The sequence below is a fragment of the Alteriqipengyuania lutimaris genome, assembly GCF_003363135.1.
GTDB lineage: Bacteria > Pseudomonadota > Alphaproteobacteria > Sphingomonadales > Sphingomonadaceae > Alteriqipengyuania > Alteriqipengyuania lutimaris.
This window is the reverse complement of record NZ_QRBB01000001.1, coordinates 637,505-652,430: the sequence shown is the minus strand read 5'-3', so window position 1 is coordinate 652,430 and position 14,926 is coordinate 637,505. Positions and strand designations below refer to the sequence as shown.

The window sequence follows — 14,926 nt, the reverse complement described above, 5'->3', positions numbered from 1 at the left end:
TCCGCCTTTGCGGAACCCGCGCCTGGCTATGGCCGCGCCGCCAAGAGCACGCAACCCTCGCGCCGGATCATTCGCGGAGCGCGATCATCGCATGGATCAGTCGTCGGCGGAGGACTCGGGCTGGGGCAGCGGCTCCGCAGGCACTTCCGCCTGCCGCTCACGCTCCAGCCGCTCCATATATTCGCGCTCGATCTGCTCGACCCGCTCCTGCTCGGCGGCCGCATCCTCGTCGATGGTCGAGAGACGCTCGGCACGCGCTTCGGCGATGAGTTGGCTGAAGCGCGCGGCGGAACCGCCCTCGCGCGCCTCGTAGGCCGCGTCGATCATTTTCTGCGTGCAGCCGGTGAAGCCGGCGGCCCCGGTGGGCGAGCAGCTCATCGCGCCGAAATCGCCCACGAAGCGGAAGGCCTCGACCCGCTGGGCCCAGGAATTGTTCTCGGGATCGTCGCTGTAACGCAGTGCGGGCGGGATGCGATAGCGGTCGGCTTCGACCACGATCTGGCAGACCACGATCTCGTTCTCCGCCGACTGCTCGGGGCAATCGGCCTCGCTGTAGGCGATGACCATGTTGACCCGGTCGCCAGCTTCGTCCTGCGCGGCGGCGGGGTTGGCGGATGCGAACGCGAGAATGGCGGCGCATGTTGCGGTGGCGAAAATCTTCATGACGGGCCTCTGCGGCGAAACTTCGTGGTTGGGCGCCATAAGCGACGCAAATGGCTGAACTGTGACTGAAGCGTTCCGCGCCGAGGCACGGTTCCCGGCGCTCATACCCGCTCGGAGATGCGGATGGCGGCGCGGCAGCCGAAGCGGATGGCGGCGGACAGAATCGGATAGGCGGGCGCTTCCTCGGCCCCGGCGGCGATCGCGGAGTCGTGATGCTCGCGCTCTTCCTCGCGGAACTGGTGGATCATCGCCTGCAGCTCGGGCTCTTCGTCGGCGTCCTGCAAGGCGTCGAGCTGGTCCGAATAGTGCTTGTCGATCTCGGTCTCAACCGCGGCGGTGCAGGCCATCGCGGCCTTGGGCCCGATCAGCGCGGTCGCCGCGCCCAGCGCATATCCCGCGACCGACCAGAAGGGATGGAGCGCGGTCGGGCGCACGCCGCGCTCCGCCATCAGCGCGTTGAAGGCCTCGTGATGCTCGTCCTCCTGCCGCGCCATCGCCGCGACCTCGCCCGAATGGGGCGCGCGATCGCCCATCACGGCAAGCTGGCCCGCGTAGATTCGCGTGGCGCCGAATTCGCCCGCCTGGTCGACCCGGATCATGCGCTTGATGTCGTTTCTCACGATGCGTTCCCCTTGCGTGCGAGCAGTGCCAGCGCGGCGATGCCCGCCGTCACCGAGATGATGAAATTGAAGCCTGCCAGCGAAACGCCCAGGAACGACCATGGTGCCACGTCGCAGCGGATCAACGGAGTGGCGAGGATCGCGTCGAGCGCGCTGCCCTCGCTCGCCGTCGGAATCTTCGCACATCCGGTGATCCCTTCCCACCAGCCATATTCGACGCCCGCGTGAAAGCCGCCGATCAGCCCCGATGCGACGATCGCCAGCGCGGCAAGGGCGACCCACAGCTTGTACGGGGGCGCCAGAAAGGCGAGGACGGCGAAGCCCAGCGCGGCGAAATGCGGCCAGCGCTGCCACCAGCACATCTCGCACGGGTACAGCCCGAAGGCATATTGCCCCACATAGGCCCCGCCGAGCAGCAGGGGGGGCACCACGGCGACGATCCAGCGCGCCGCCCGTGCGGATGGAGTGCCGATCATGCCTTCACGCTCCTTGCGGGCCCGTTGCCGGCCCTAGTTGCGCAGGGCCATTGCGCTCGGCGTGGTGCGACGCAGCGTCTTGATCGCGTAGTCGAGCTGGAAATCCTCGATCCCCTGCTCCTTCAGTTCGTCGGCGGTCTGCGAGAAGCGCGGATCCTGCTTCAGGTCACGCTCCATGTCGTCGTCCTGCAGGCCCGCCTCGTTGATCAGGTGGCCGCGCAGGTCGCTTTCGCGCAGCTGGTACTTCATCCGCCGCTCCATGTCGGGGTCGGATATCTGCGGCACGCGGATATCGGGCTTGATCCCGCCTTCCTGCACCGAATGCCCGTCGGGCGTGTAATAGCGCGCGGTGGTCAGCTTGAGGGCGGCATCGTTGCCCAGCGGGACCAGCGACTGCACGCTGCCCTTGCCGAAGCTGCGCTCGCCCATCACCAGCGCGCGGCGGTGATCCTGCAAGGCGCCCGCCACGATCTCGCTGGCCGAGGCCGAGCCTGCATCGATCAGCACGATCAGCGGGACGTCCTGCGCTATCTGCCCGCGATAGATCGTTTCCGCATTGTAGGAGAGCGATTCGCCCTGCGCGCGGCCCCGCTGCGAGACGATGCGACCACTGTCGAGGAACAGGTCCGACAGCGCGACCGCTTCGTCGAGCGAGCCGCCGGGGTTGGACCGCAGGTCGAGCACGAGGCCGTTGACCCGGCCGGTGGCCTCCTTCTGGATTTCGCCCCACGCGGCGAACACGTCCGCACCGACATCGCGCGAGAATTCGTTGACCGTGATGATGCCGATGCCGCCTTCGGCGACCGAGTGCGTCACCGGTTCGAGCTCGATCACGCCGCGCGTCACGCTCGTTTCGATCGGCTCGTCGGAACCGGGGCGGAAGATCGTCAGGTTGATCGACGTGCCCGCCTTCCCGCGCATCTGCGCGACCGCCTCGTCCAGATCGCCGCCATAGATCAGCCTGCCGTCGAGATGCGTGATGAAGTCGCCGGCCTTGATGCCCGCCTTTTCCGCCGGGCTTCCGCGGAACGGGCTGATGACCTTGACCGCGCCGTCCTCCATCACGACCGACAGGCCGAGTCCCGAGTAATTGCCGTCGATCAGCGTCTCGAGCCGCTCGAGATCGCTGCCGTCGAGATAGGCGGAGTGGGGGTCGAGGCTGGCCAGCATGCCGTCGATCGCGCCGCGGATCAGCTTCTCGTCGTCGACCGGATCGACATAGCTCGCCTTCACCCGCTGGTAGGTCGCGAACAGCTTGGCGAATTCGGGCGCCACGCGGCTGTCGACCTGCGCGACGCCGGCGGTGGCGATGGGGATCATGGCGAGCGCCGACACGAAAGCGAGCGAGCGGGCGACGACGGGCAGTTTCATATTCTCAAGCCTTCCGGACATTCGACTCCATGTATCGCGCACAAGGGATTAACGCCAGATGGAGCGCGGGCGGGGATTTAAGCCTCCCGATCGTCTACCTGCGCGCAACCTGGCCCGACAGACCTCTATCGGGTCAGGTGGTCGAGGGGATTGGCGGGACGTCCGCCGAGGCGCAATTCGAAGCCGATCGCCCCGCCCTCGGGCGGTGCCACGCCGATGGGCGCGCCTTCGGTCAGCTGTTCGCCCACGGTGACGTCGGTCCGCGCGAGGCCCGTGATGAGGCTGGTCCAGCCGGCGGGATGTTCGATGATCACGATTCGCTCGAACCCGCGGAACGGCCCGGCGAAGGCGATCCGGCCCGGCGCGGGCGTCACCACCTGTGCGCCGCCGCGCGCGAGGATCGACAGGCCCTGCGAGCGCATGCCCGTCCGGTCGACCGAGCCGAAGCCCCGCAATGTGCGACCGTTCACCGGCAGGCGCAGGTCTGCGGGCGACTGCACGCTGCCGCTGTCCGCCGCGGGGATCCGCGATGTCGTGCCGCTCACGCGCGCCTGCGAGGGCCGTGCCGGGCGGATCACCGGGCCCGGAAGCGCAGCAAGCTCTTCCCGCATCGTGCCCGCCGCATCGATCCGGGCGATCAGGCCGTCGAGGTCGCGTGCTTCTTCGGCGTAAGCGAGCGCGCGTTCCTCCTGCCGGTCGGCTTCGCCCCCGCGACGCCGCGCGGCCAGCCGCTTGCGGGTCTCGATTGCGGCCAGCTGGGTGCGACGAAACTCCAGCCGCTCCTCCTGCTCCGCCAGTTGCGCGAGGACGCCCTGCGCCGCGTCGCGCAGCGCGCGGCTGCGATCGATTTCGGCGCGCAATGCAGCCGTGCGGCCGCGCACCTGCGGGATGGTGGTTTCGAGGACCGCACGCAGATACATGCTCTCGCGGATCGAACCGGGCCGGAAGACCGAGAGGATCAGCGGACGACGCGAGAAATTCTGCAGGGCGCCGGTCAGCCGGATCAGCGGTTCGCGCCGCTCGCCCAGCCGGGCGTCGAGCGCGCGCTGCTGGCGCGCGATGAGCGACAGCTCGCCTTGCGCGGCTTCGATATCGGCTTCGGTTTCCTGGATGCGCGCGGCGAGCGCAGCGGCCTGGTTCGCAACCCGCTCCGCCTCCTGCTCGGCCTGCTCGGCCGCCGCCTCGAGCGAACGACCGCGCTGCGCGGCACGCTCGGACGCACGCTCGGCTCGCGCGATCGCGGCGCGAACGGCGTCGGCATCCTCGAACTGCTCGGCGCGCTGGCCGAAGGCCTGCGGCACGATGGCGATCGTCGCGAGGAGCGCGAAGGGTGCGGCAATGAGGGCGAAACGCTTGAACATCGGCAGGGCTACCCTGCCCGATGATAGGGATGCCCGGCAAGAATGCTCGTGGCGCGGAAAAGCTGTTCGGCGAGCATCGCGCGCGCCAGCAGGTGCGGCCAGGTCGCCTTGCCGAAGGCGAGCAGCAGGTCGGCCTCTCGGCGCTGATCGTCGCTATGGCCGTCGGCCGCGCCGATCCGGAAGCGGCATTCGCGAATGCCGCCGTCGCGCCAGTCGCCCAGCACTTTCGCCAGATTCTCCGAGGAGAGATCGCGGCCCTTCTCGTCGAGCGCGATGGTGCGAAACGGGGTCTTTTCGGCGGGAATACGACCGCCGATCTCGGGCAATTCGGTCAGTTTCGTGTCCCAAGCGATGCGGGCGAGATAGCGGTCGACCAGTTCGGCTTCGGGCGAGCGGCCGATCTTGCCGCGCGCAACTATATGGAGAAGCATGGCACTTTCCGTCGGTTGGCGGCGCGTTGCGGGATGCTATGCCAGCCCGGGGGCGGGCGTTACCGGCCTTAAATACGCCGCGCTCAGGCGTTGCCGCCGGCGGCCGCTTTCTCGTCGTCGCCGAAGGACCACATCCGCTCGATATTGTAGAAGCTGCGCACTTCGGGACGGAACAGGTGGACGACCACGTCGCCCGCGTCGATCACGACCCAGTCGGCGGCAGGCAGCCCTTCGAGGCGCACAGGCCCGTGGCCTTCCTGCTTGAGCTTGTCGGCCAGCTTCTGCGCGATCGAGGCGACCTGGCGGGTCGAGCGGCCCGAGGCGACGACCATATGGTCGGCAATGCTCGACTTGCCATCGAGATCGATGCTCACGATGTCCTGCGCCTGGTCGTCGTCCAGATGCTGCATCACGAGCGCATGGAGGGCTTCGGACCGGTCAGTCATCGAAGAAGATGCTCCGCCCGGCGCCCGGGGTGCGGCGGGCGCACGGGAAACGGCTGTTGCGGCTTGCGCGTTTGTCATGGGCGAGGTCGATACTCCTGTCATTCCTGAAAGATAAGAATGGCCGGGAGCATATGCGAGTCATGCGCTTCCCGGCTCCGTGTCGGCCGCATCGGGCACAATGGGCCGATGGGTTATCTGATCGCGGATATGAGAGCGCGCCAGATCGCGATTCCCGTTTTTGGCCCAATTCGAGGCCCAGTCCGGACCGCCATCGCGGATCGCGGTGGCGGATCGGCCGTCGGGATCGAATCGCAGGGTCACCAGAATCGGTGCGCTCCCTTCGCCCCTCGTCCGGAACCGCATGTTCCTGAACCGCGGCGCATCCATGCGGAAGCGACGCAGCATGGCCGCCGCGGGGCTTGCGACGGTTGCCATCTCATACCCCGGTCTTGCGATAACCGCAATCGGCAGGCTGCGCGCGATGCGCTCCCAGTCTTTCCACCTGTGGAATGTCGCCAGATTGTCGGACCCCATCAGCCACACGAATTCGTGCTTGGGAAAGCGGGATTGCAGCGCGCGGATCGTGTCGACGGTATAGCGGGTGCCGAACTCGCGCTCGATCGCGGTCACGCGGATGCGCGCACGCCGCGCCTGTATGACCGCCGAGGCAAAGCGGGCGGGCAGCGGTGCCATCCCCTCTTTTGGCTTGAGAGGATTGCCAGGCGAGACGAGCCACCAGACCTCGTCGAGGCCGAGCGCGTCGAGCGCAAAGAGCGAAATCCTGCGATGGCCGCCATGCGCCGGGTTGAAGCTGCCCCCCAGCAGACCGATGCGCCTGCGGCCCCTCGTGCGCGGTGCGGTAGATCTGTTCGCAGGGGGGCGTCCCGCCGCGGAAAACGCGAAGGGGACTCTGGTCGGCCCGGGCATCGGAACGGGGGAATCGGTCAAGCGCAGACAACCATCTTTTTGCAGAACGGTTCCCTAATATTCCTATGTAAACTCATTCCGTTCCACGGTTCGTCGTAGGTAATGATCCGTTCATCCTGTCCACTCGGGCTGGGATTCGACCTCACCCCTCACGCTTGCTAGCGCGAATCGTGGGACCGGAACAGCGGTAGGGGTAGCTTTGGAACATCGTACCGACGATCGCCTCACGTGGGCGCAGCGCATGGAAAAATGGTTTCCGGAGCGCGAATTTTTCATGCGCTCGCAGGGCCAAGTCCGCTTTATCAAGATCAGTTCGGGTTTGCAGAAGCGCACCGCCGCGCTCGCGCTGACCGCCACGGCCGCCTTCGTCGGCAGCATGGGCGTGATGAGCGTGCTGCAATATCAGGCCAGCGTCGAGCGCGCCTCGCTGATGCAGCGCGAAGCGAGCGTCGCAACGGCCGAGGACCGGCTGAAGGCCTACCAGGCCGATATCGGCGCGGTGACCGAGGATCTGCAGAAGCGGCAGGATTTCATCGAAGAGATGATGAAGGTCATGCCCTCCGATACGGTCGAGCACGAGGCGACGGGCGAGGCCACCGGCGAACACGACGACCTGATCGAGAAAGTCTCCTCCACCATACCCGAAGCGGCGGCGCTCGCGCGGATCGAAGCGCGCCAGATCGCCTTCGTCGAAGGACTGACCCGCTATGCCGACCAGCGCTCGCAGCAGGCCATGTGGGCCCTGCGCGAACTGGGGCTCAACCCGCAGGAGATGCTCGCATCGGCGGAACAGGGCGCACGCGGCGGTCCGCTGGAGACGGTCTTCGGCGGCGAACAGATCGATCCCCGCTTCGAACGCCTCGGCCTCAGCCTCACGCGGCTCGCCGCGCTCGAATCGACGCTGGCAGGCGTGCCGCAGATCAAGCCGACCGATACCAGGGCCGCGAATTCCTCCTACGGCCTGCGGCGCGACCCTTTCACCGGGCGGGCGGCGATGCATAAGGGCCTCGACTTCCCGGCCGCGATGGGGGCGCCGATCTACGCGACCGCGCGCGGGAAAGTGACCTTCGTCGGCAGAAGAGGCGGTTATGGTAACGTGGTCGAAATCAGTCACGGGCAGGGTCTCCTAACCCGTTACGCCCACATGTCGCGTTTTGAGGCGCGCGTGGGAGACCGGGTTGAAGCAGGCGCGGTGATCGGCGCTATTGGAAGCACGGGTCGATCGACCGGCCCGCACTTGCATTTTGAGGTTCGAGTGAACGGCACCGCAGTCAACCCGCGCACATTCTTGGAGTTAGCCCCCGATGTTCTCAAAAAAGCCCGTCGAAACCCCGGCACAAGCACCCGCGCGGCCGGCGACGCCGAAGGCGGCGCCAGTGTCTAAGGGCTCATCCTCCTCGGGCAGCTTCTCGGTGCTGGGGTCAGACGTCACCATCGCCGGCAACATCACCGCCTCGACCGAACTGCATATCGACGGCAACGTCGAAGGCGACATCGACTGTTCCTCGCTGGTCCAGGGCGAAGGCAGCCAGATCACCGGCGAAGTCACCGCCGAGAGTGCGCGGCTTGCGGGCCGGGTCGAGGGATCGATCCATGCGCGCGAGCTGGTGATCCTGCGCAGCGCCAACATCAACGGCGATGTCCATTACGAAGCTCTGACCGTGGAACAGGGCGCTTCGGTACAGGGCCGCTTCGCCCCGCGCGACGCCGCACCGGCACCCAGCAGGGAGGCACCCGGCGCGAGCGAGACGTCTTCGAGCAACGGCGCCGCCAGCCATGCACCGGCATCCTCGACCACCGCCGACCTCGGCATTTCGCCGTTTTCCTCGGACAACGACACCGACGGCGAGACCGAGACGAGCTCGAACTACTACTGATACCGGACAGGGTTATCGAGGGCGCGTCGCGGCAAGCGGCGCGCCCTTTTTCGTGTGCACTGCCCGGCGGGGATCAGCCCAGCACTTCCTTGCGCAGCGCCTTGCGGTCGAGCTTGCCGACCATCGTCACCGGCAGTTCCTTGCGGATCACGATCTCGTCCACCCGCTCGTGCTTGCCCACGCGGCCATTGAGCCATTCGCGCAGTGCCTCGGCGCTCGGCGCCTTGGCGTCGGGCTGGAGGGTGGCGTAGGCGCGCGGCATCTCGCCATGGTAATCATCGGGCACGCCGATCACGAGCACGTCGCGGATCGCGGGATGACCCTGCAGCACATCCTCGACCTGGCTGGGGAAGACCTTGAAGCCGCCGACCGAAATCATGTCCTTGATGCGGTCCACGATCTCGACGAAGCCATCGGGGCCGATCCGCGCGACATCGCCGGTGCGCAGCCATTTGCGGCCATCGTGCTCGACGAAGACCTCGGCATCGGCCTGTGGCAGGTTCCAATAGCCCTGCATGATCTGCGGGCCATGGATTGCCAGTTCGCCGGGCTCGCCCTCGGGGGCGATTTTCGTTTCGTCCTCCTTGTCGAGCAGCAGCAGCCGGGTCTGCGGGATGACCTGTCCGATGGTGCCTGCCTTGCGCTGCGAGACGTAGGGATTGGTCGAGACCACGCCCGAGCTTTCAGTCAGGCCGTAGCCTTCGACCAGCCGTACGCCCGACACCCTCTCGAACTTCTCGCGCAGCGGATCGGCCAGTGGCGCGCCGCCCGAAATGCAGATCCTGAGCTGCGAGAAGTCGGCCTGCGCCGCCTTGGGATGATCGAGCAGCGCCTGGAACATCGTCGGCACGCCGGGAAAACCGGTGCAGCGCGCGCGCTGTAGCGTCTTCAGCACGTCGCCCGCGTCGAAGCGCGGGACCATCGCGATGGTCGCCCCGCGCACGATGCTGCGGTTGAGCACGCAGGTGTTGGCAAAGACATGGAACAGCGGCAGCGCACCCATGATGACATCGGGATCGTCGCGGTCGAACGGATCGATCGCATCGACCTGCTGCGCATTGGCGGCGAGGTTCGCGTGGCTGAGCATCGCGCCCTTGGGCCGCCCGGTCGTGCCGCCGGTATATTGCAGCAGCGCGATCTCGTGGGGTGCGATGTCGAGCGGCTGGGGCTCGCTTCGCGGCAGCATGTCGGCCCATTTGCGGATCGATTCGCCATAGGCGGGTTTCGCCACCGCGCTGCGCTTGAACAGCTTGAGGCCCAGGCCCTTGAGCGTGGGCAGCATGCCTGCAAGCTCGCCCACGACCAGCGTCTGGAGCGAGGATTTCTCGAGTACCGCGGCCGCCGTGTCGTAGAGCTGCACGACGTCCACCGTCACCAGCAGGCGCGTGCCCGAGTCCTCGACCTGGTGCGAGAGTTCGTCGACCGAGTAGAGCGGCGAGAAGTTCACCACCGTCGCCCCGGCCATCATCGCGCCGTAATAGGCCGAAAGGTAGATCGGCACGTTGGGCAGGAACAGACCGATCCGGTCGCCGCGGCCGATCCCCGCCTCCTGCAACCCGGCCGCGAAGCGCCGCGCCTCGGCATGCAGCGCCTGATAGCTGAGCTTGCGGCCCATGAATTCGACCAGCGTACGATCGGGATGGGCTTCGACCGCGCGCCCGAACAGCGCGGGCATGGTCGTGGTCGCGATCGGGGAGTCCCACGGGCGCGGGTGGTGATAGGGCAGCTTGCTTACATCCATGTAAGCCTGATGCCGGGCGAGCGAGCGCGCTGCAAGGATTTGCTTGCAGGTTCCGCGCTTTTGCGAGGGGATTTCACGAGGGGAGCGCTCCGACGGATCGATTCGCAAACGTCGTTGGCAGGCCGATCGCCCACTTGGGGGGAAGCTATCGGGGCGGCTTGACCGCCGAGGGGATTTCCGCAACCGGTGCGGGCCATTTTCCGATCAATCGATGGATTTCCATGTCGAAAGAAGAAAGCAGGCGCCGCCGCGCGAGACGGGAACGCCGCGTGAAGACCCTGGCCAAGGGCTCGTTCATCGGCGTGTCGGTCGCCTGCCTCGGGCTGGTCGCCTACCTGACGCTCTGAGGGCGGCTGCGGCGAATCGCCGTCCGCTGGGAACGTCGATCCCGCCGGGTGGGCGGCGCCTGGATGCGCCGCCGCACACGGCGAGGTGAAGCCTCAGGCGGGGTCGCCCGGCTCGGCTTCGGTATCGGTATCGGTAGCGGTGCCAGTGTCGACGGGGGCGCCGCCCAGTTGCTCTTCCTCGCTCGCGCGCTTGGCTTCGAGCCATGCGGCGGCTTCGGCTTCCTGCGCGGCCTCGGCGGCGGCCTTCTCGCTTTCCTGGCGTTCGCGACGCAGTTCCTCGATCAGCTTGGCCTTGTCGTTCGCCTCGACGGTCGGGTCGGCGGCGGCATCTTCGATACCCGCCTTCTTCGCGGCGGCCTTGACCACCGCGTCGAGTTCGCGCTGCGAGCAAAGACCCAGCGTCACCGGGTCCTTGGGCTGGATGTTCTGGATGTTCCAGTGCGTGCGGTCGCGGATCGCGCCGATCGTGTTGCGGGTGGTGCCGATCAGCTTGGAAATCTGCGCGTCGGACATCTCGGGATGGTTGCGCAGGATCCACGCGATGCCATCGGGCTTGTCCTGCCGCTTGGACACGGGCGTGTAGCGCGGGCCCTTGGTCCGCGTGACCTCGGCCGGGGCCTTTTGCATCTTGAGGCTGTAATTGCTGTCGGCCTGGCCGCGCTCGATCTCCTGCTGTGTCAGTTCGCCGGCATAGACCGGGTCGCGCCCCGTGTATTTGCTGCCCGCGAGATCGTCCGCCATGGCCTGCACTTCGAGGATGTGGAGTCCGCAGAACTGCGAGATCTGCTCGAAGCTAAGCCCCGTATTGTCGACCAGCCAGGTGGCGGTCGCATGCGGCATCAGCGGGGTGGGTTGGTCGGCCATGGTCGGTCATCCTGAAAGCTCGCCTCCCGGCACGGGCGCGGGGGCTTTAAAAGACAAGGGCCGCCCCTTTCGGAGCGGCCGCTTGTCGCATCAGATAGTCTATGCAGGGCCTGCGGGCAAGGCGGCACCGTCATGGAGTGCGAGAAGGCGCCTTGCGAAGCCCTTCAGGGCGTCCCCCTCAAGGCGTGAGGGTCTCGCCGTCGAACTCCTCGAGCCCGGCGAGGAACTGCGCGGTGGCAGCGTGCCAGCTGAACTCCTGACCGAATGCCGCGCACGTCTCGCGGTCGCACGCCTGCGCGGCGGCGATCGCGGTGTCGAGATCGTCCGCCATCGCGCCCACCTCGGGCGTCAGGATGTCGCGCGGGCCGGACACCGGGTAGGCCGCGACAGGCGTGCCGCAGGCCAGCGCCTCGATCATCACGAGGCCGAAGGTGTCGGTCTTGCTCGGAAAAACGAACACGTCGGCATTGGCGTAGCAGCGCGCCAGATCGTCGCCGCCGCGCTTGCCGAGAAACTTCGCCTCGGGGTAGCGGGCCCGCAGGTCCGACAAGGCGGGCCCGTCGCCCACGACTACCTTGGTGCCCGGCTGGCTGGTCTTGAGAAAGGCTTCGATGTTCTTCTCGACCGCGACCCGCCCGACATAGAGCTGGATCGGACCTTCGAGCCCCTCGTAATCAGCACAAGGGCCGACATCGGGGCGGAACACCTCCAGATCGACGCCGCGGCCCCAGTGGTGCAGCCGCGTAAGGCCCTGTGCGCGCAGCTCCTCTCGAATGCTCTCGGTCGCGACCATCACGCGCTGTGCGGGGCGGTGGAACCAGCGGATATAGGGCCAGAAGGCATCGGGCGGCAGATAGGTGCGGCGCGAGACATAGTCGGGAAACTGCGTGTGATAGGCGGTGGTGAAGGGCACTGCCTTGGCGAGGCAATATCGTCTTGCGGACAGGCCCAACGGGCCTTCGGTGGCGATATGCACCGCGTCGGGCTGGAGTTCGGACAGCCGCCGCCCGACCGTGCCCGGCAGGGTCAGCGCGAGGCGGATTTCGGGATAGGTCGGGCACGGGACCGAGGGGTACTGATCGGGCGTGATCACATCGACGCGGTGGCCGCTCGCCCGCAGGATGTTGCAGGTGGTCGTCAGCGTGCGAACCACGCCGTTCATCTGCGGATGCCAGGCATCGCTGACGATCGCGATCGATTTCGGCGGCGTATCGACCAACTCAGCCAGCCCGCCCGGTTCGAGCAGCAGCATCAGGCGACCGCCCGGGCCGCGCGCTCGCGCTCGTCGTCCTCGGGCCCGGCTTCCCTGACGGTCCGCCCCGCGATCTCGTCCGCCCAGTCGAGCACCTCCATCCGCCCGTCGAAATGCTCGACCAGCGCATTGCATCCTTCGACCCAGTCGCCGTCGTTCCAGTATTCGATGTCGCGGCCATTATGCTGGAAGATGCGGTGTTCGGCGGTATGGATGTGGCCGCACACGACACCGTCGACGCCGCGCTCTCCGGCTGCGCGGGCCACGATTTCCTCGTATTTCGAGATGAACTCGACCGCATTCTTCACCTTGTGCTTGGCCGCCTTCGACAGCGACCAGTAGGGCATCCCCAGCGCCTGCCGGGCCTTGTTGACCCAGCCGTTGAGCGCCATCATCAGATGATAAGCAGTGTCGCCGACGAAAGCGAGCCACCTGTGGGTGAGCATGACCGTATCGAATTCATCGCCGTGCAGCACCATCAGCCGGCGCCCGTCGGCGGTGGTGTGGAACGCGGCGCGGCGGATTTCGACATCGCCGAAATTCATCCCGCAGAAGGGCCGCACGACCTCGTCGTGGTTGCCGGGGATGTAGACGATCCGCGTGCCGCGCTTGGCGCGTTTCAGGATCCGCCACACGATGTCGTTGTGTGCGGCGGGCCAGTAGAACTTCTTCTTCAGGCGCCAGCCGTCGATGATGTCGCCCACGAGGTACATCGTCTCGCTGTCGGTGCTGTCGAGGAAATCGATCAGCATCTCGGCATTGCAGCCCTTGGTGCCGAGGTGCACGTCGCTGATCCAGATCGTGCGATAGCGGCGGCGCTTGCCATCCTCTGGCTCGGGCACCGAGGGCGCGACCGGCGGGAAGGCGGAGACATTGTGGAACTCGCCTGCGAGGTCGGAAATTGCCGTGGGCAGGCCGTCGGGCGAAGGTAAGTCGAGCATTGCGTCAAGCAGCCTCGTGATCGTCCATGGACATATCCTTTTCGGGATATATTCGACGACACTTAGGTGCGTAATGTTACACGCGACTCACAGCCGCGTGACAATACCGTGAATTTCCACAGTTTCGGCCACAGCCTTGACCGGCTTTACTTTAAAGATCCTCGTCGACCGCGAGTACGATCTTGCCGATATGGTCGCCGTTTTCCATCCGCGCATGCGCCTTGGCCGCATTGCCCAAGGCGAAGATCTCGTCCATCACCGGACGGACGGCGCCTTCCTCCACCAGCGACCATGCCTCGCGCTCGATCTCGTCGCGCAGGGCGGTCTTGAACGCATCGGAGCGCGGACGCAGCGTCGATCCGGTCAGCGTCAGGCGCTTGGACATGACCATGGCCATGTTGATCTCGGCCTTCATCCCGCCGAGCACCGCGATGGTCACGTGCCGCCCTTCGGGCTTGAGGCACTTGAGATTGCGCGCGACGTAATCGCCCGAAACCATGTCGAGCACCATGTCGACGCCTTCGCCCCCGGTGATGAGCCCCACCGCCTCGACGAAATCGGTCGTCTTGTAGTCGATCGCATGGTCCGCACCCACAGTCCTGGCGGCGTCGCATTTTTCCTCGCTGCCCGCCGTCACGATCGTGGTGAGGCCGAAAGCCTTGCCGAGCATGATCGCCATCGTGCCGATGCCCGAGGTACCGCCATGGACCAGCAGCGTCTCCCCGTCGCGCGCCAGTCCGCGCTGGAAGACGTTGTGCCACACGGTGAACATCGTTTCGGGCAGCGCCGCCGCCTCGGCCAGCGTCAGCGCATCGGGCACCGGCAGCACATGCCCGGCAGGTACGACGCAATATTCGGCATAGGCACCGCCGGGTGTCAGCGCACAGACCTGCGTGCCCACCCGCGCCTCGTCCACACCCTCGCCAACGGCCACGATTTCGCCTGCGGCTTCCAGCCCGAGGATCGGCGACGCACCGGGAGGCGCGGGATAGTGCCCGGCGCGCTGGATGCAGTCGGGCCGGTTGACCCCGGCATAGGCGACCTTGAGCAGGACCTCGCCCGCGGCCGGCTGCGGCACCGCCACGCCCTCGTCCAGCGAGAGGACCTCGGGCCCACCCGGTTCGGCAAAGCCGATCGCGCGCATCGTTTCGGGAACCCCTGTCATCACTATCCCCCCATTCGCATTCGTTGCATCGCAGCCTTTGCGAACCCGCCCGTTAGCTGCGCCATGGATTGACAGCAACCGCCGCCGGGAGGACACTGACTGCGTTATGGAAGAAGACGTCGGCCCCCGCCCCATAAGCGATGCCGCCAGCCTGCTGGTTGCCGACGATCTTTCGCGCCTGTCGCAGTTCGAACTGGACGAGCGAATCCGCATGCTGCAGCTCGAAATTGCGCGGGTGGAGCAGCATCGCCTGCGCTATTCGCAGCAGCGCAGCGCCGCCGAAGCGCTGTTCGCCAAGAAAAATCAGGACTGAACCGTGGCGCGCCCTTCACAAGCGCCCCCTTCACATGCGTCGGTCCGCAACCAATATCTGACCCGTTCGCCGTACAGCGCGTGCCTTGCCTCGCGTTTCCCCCCGGCGATGATCCGCAGCCCGCTTTCGGG

17 protein-coding genes are annotated in these 14,926 nt (G+C 66.7%); 4 read left to right on the top strand and 13 right to left on the bottom strand.

Annotated elements, in window-relative coordinates:
- Positions 1-96 precede the first annotated feature (96 nt).
- The 8 genes from DL238_RS03205 to DL238_RS03170 form a co-directional block, all read right to left on the bottom strand.
- Positions 97-663, bottom strand: coding sequence for a hypothetical protein (locus DL238_RS03205; protein ID WP_115492745.1), 567 nt, complete (start codon positions 661-663; stop codon positions 97-99).
- A 101-nt stretch (positions 664-764) separates the two neighbouring features.
- A complete protein-coding gene (locus tag DL238_RS03200) occupies positions 765-1,262 on the bottom strand; it encodes a demethoxyubiquinone hydroxylase family protein (protein WP_115492744.1) in 498 nt (165 codons plus the stop codon).
- A 17-nt stretch (positions 1,263-1,279) separates the two neighbouring features.
- Positions 1,280-1,759: a disulfide bond formation protein B gene (locus DL238_RS03195; RefSeq protein ID WP_115490933.1), complete on the bottom strand. Its 480-nt coding sequence runs from the start codon at positions 1,757-1,759 to the stop codon at positions 1,280-1,282.
- A gap of 33 nt (positions 1,760-1,792) precedes the next feature.
- Positions 1,793-3,130, bottom strand: coding sequence for a S41 family peptidase (locus tag DL238_RS03190; protein ID WP_115490932.1), 1,338 nt, complete (start codon positions 3,128-3,130; stop codon positions 1,793-1,795).
- A 125-nt stretch (positions 3,131-3,255) separates the two neighbouring features.
- On the bottom strand, positions 3,256-4,491 hold the full coding sequence (locus tag DL238_RS03185) for a murein hydrolase activator EnvC family protein (RefSeq protein ID WP_115490931.1): 1,236 nt from the start codon (positions 4,489-4,491) through the stop codon (positions 3,256-3,258).
- Between the two features lie 8 nt (positions 4,492-4,499).
- Complete coding sequence (locus DL238_RS03180) at positions 4,500-4,922, bottom strand: 23S rRNA (pseudouridine(1915)-N(3))-methyltransferase RlmH (protein WP_115490930.1); 423 nt, start codon at positions 4,920-4,922, stop codon at positions 4,500-4,502.
- Between the two features lie 83 nt (positions 4,923-5,005).
- Complete coding sequence (gene rsfS / locus DL238_RS03175; RefSeq protein ID WP_115490929.1) at positions 5,006-5,368, bottom strand: ribosome silencing factor; 363 nt, start codon at positions 5,366-5,368, stop codon at positions 5,006-5,008.
- Positions 5,369-5,506: 138 nt separating this feature from the next.
- A complete protein-coding gene (locus DL238_RS03170; protein ID WP_234030939.1) occupies positions 5,507-6,316 on the bottom strand; it encodes a nicotinate-nucleotide adenylyltransferase in 810 nt (269 codons plus the stop codon).
- A gap of 220 nt (positions 6,317-6,536) precedes the next feature.
- Here DL238_RS03170 and DL238_RS03165 point away from each other — a divergent pair, with 220 nt between their 5' ends.
- Both DL238_RS03165 and DL238_RS03160 read left to right on the top strand, forming a co-directional pair.
- Positions 6,537-7,679, top strand: a complete 1,143-nt coding sequence (locus DL238_RS03165) for a M23 family metallopeptidase (protein WP_115492743.1) — start codon at positions 6,537-6,539, stop codon at positions 7,677-7,679.
- Positions 7,672-8,172 (top strand): bactofilin family protein, encoded by a 501-nt coding sequence (locus DL238_RS03160; protein WP_325048432.1) that lies wholly within the window; start codon positions 7,672-7,674, stop codon positions 8,170-8,172. Before DL238_RS03165 ends, DL238_RS03160 begins: the two co-directional genes overlap by 8 nt.
- Positions 8,173-8,245: 73 nt before the next feature.
- Here the strand turns inward: DL238_RS03160 and DL238_RS03155 are convergent, their stop codons facing one another.
- A complete protein-coding gene (locus DL238_RS03155; RefSeq protein ID WP_115490926.1) occupies positions 8,246-9,913 on the bottom strand; it encodes a long-chain-fatty-acid--CoA ligase in 1,668 nt (555 codons plus the stop codon).
- Positions 9,914-10,071: 158 nt separating this feature from the next.
- On the opposite strand from DL238_RS03155, the gene DL238_RS03150 reads away from it, so the two are divergent.
- A complete protein-coding gene (locus DL238_RS03150; protein ID WP_147290978.1) occupies positions 10,072-10,260 on the top strand; it encodes a hypothetical protein in 189 nt (62 codons plus the stop codon).
- Between the two features lie 93 nt (positions 10,261-10,353).
- Here the strand turns inward: DL238_RS03150 and DL238_RS03145 are convergent, their stop codons facing one another.
- From DL238_RS03145 to DL238_RS03130, 4 genes are all read right to left on the bottom strand, one after another.
- Positions 10,354-11,124, bottom strand: coding sequence for a DUF1013 domain-containing protein (locus tag DL238_RS03145; protein ID WP_115490924.1), 771 nt, complete (start codon positions 11,122-11,124; stop codon positions 10,354-10,356).
- 178 nt (positions 11,125-11,302) lie between these two features.
- Positions 11,303-12,376, bottom strand: a complete 1,074-nt coding sequence (locus DL238_RS03140; RefSeq protein ID WP_115490923.1) for a glycosyltransferase family 4 protein — start codon at positions 12,374-12,376, stop codon at positions 11,303-11,305.
- Entirely contained in the window at positions 12,376-13,317 is a 942-nt protein-coding gene (locus DL238_RS03135; RefSeq protein ID WP_234030938.1) for a UDP-2,3-diacylglucosamine diphosphatase, read from the bottom strand. Before DL238_RS03135 ends, DL238_RS03140 begins: the two co-directional genes overlap by 1 nt.
- 151 nt (positions 13,318-13,468) lie before the next feature.
- Positions 13,469-14,482 (bottom strand): NAD(P)H-quinone oxidoreductase, encoded by a 1,014-nt coding sequence (locus tag DL238_RS03130; RefSeq protein ID WP_234030937.1) that lies wholly within the window; start codon positions 14,480-14,482, stop codon positions 13,469-13,471.
- A 106-nt stretch (positions 14,483-14,588) separates the two neighbouring features.
- On the opposite strand from DL238_RS03130, the gene DL238_RS03125 reads away from it, so the two are divergent.
- Positions 14,589-14,795 (top strand): DUF1192 domain-containing protein, encoded by a 207-nt coding sequence (locus DL238_RS03125; protein ID WP_115490922.1) that lies wholly within the window; start codon positions 14,589-14,591, stop codon positions 14,793-14,795.
- The last annotated feature ends 131 nt before the right edge of the window (positions 14,796-14,926 follow it).